The organism is Brevundimonas sp. UBA7534 (assembly GCF_002479325.1).
Lineage (GTDB): Bacteria > Pseudomonadota > Alphaproteobacteria > Caulobacterales > Caulobacteraceae > Brevundimonas.
Window position 1 is genome coordinate 977 of the sequence record NZ_DLMO01000165.1, and the last position, 548, is coordinate 1,524.

Sequence of the window (548 nt, forward strand, 5' to 3'; positions counted from 1 at the left end):
GCGCGGCGTGGTCATGGGGATGGTCAACATGGTCGAGCCGACCGCCATCAGCAGCAGGGCCGTGAAGGTCTCGCTGGTGATGATCTGCCGATCCAGCAGGATGTTGGCGAAGATGATCATGATCAGGGCCTTGGTCTGCAGCAGCCAGCCGACCACCGAGGCCTCGCCTTTCGGCCATTTCAAAATGCGTCCGGCCAGGTGAACGCCCGCCAGCTTGCCCGTCACCGACGCGACCAGCAGAGCCGCCGCGGCGCCGAACACCATCAGACCGCCGACGCCCCATTGGGTCCGCAGGCCGGTGCTGAGGAAGAAGACCGGCATGATCGCCAGCAGGACATGGGTGCGGAACAGGTCCATCCGGGCCTGGTCGAACCACCGGGCGTCAAGAACCGCCCCGGCGAGGAAGGCGCCCACCATGAAGTGCAGGCCCGACCAGTCGCCCGCCAGCCCGCAACCGGCCAGCCAGATCAGCGCCACGTACCACCGATCGCGCTCAGGGATGCGCTTCATGATCCAGCGGACGGCCCAGGCCGCCACGGCGAAGCCGA

General features: G+C 67.3%; 1 protein-coding gene. It reads right to left on the reverse strand.

All coding sequences use genetic code 11. The features are described 5' to 3' along the window. A partial coding sequence (locus B2U11_RS14000) for a cation:proton antiporter (protein WP_292072598.1) occupies positions 1–548 on the reverse strand: 548 nt, incomplete at both ends.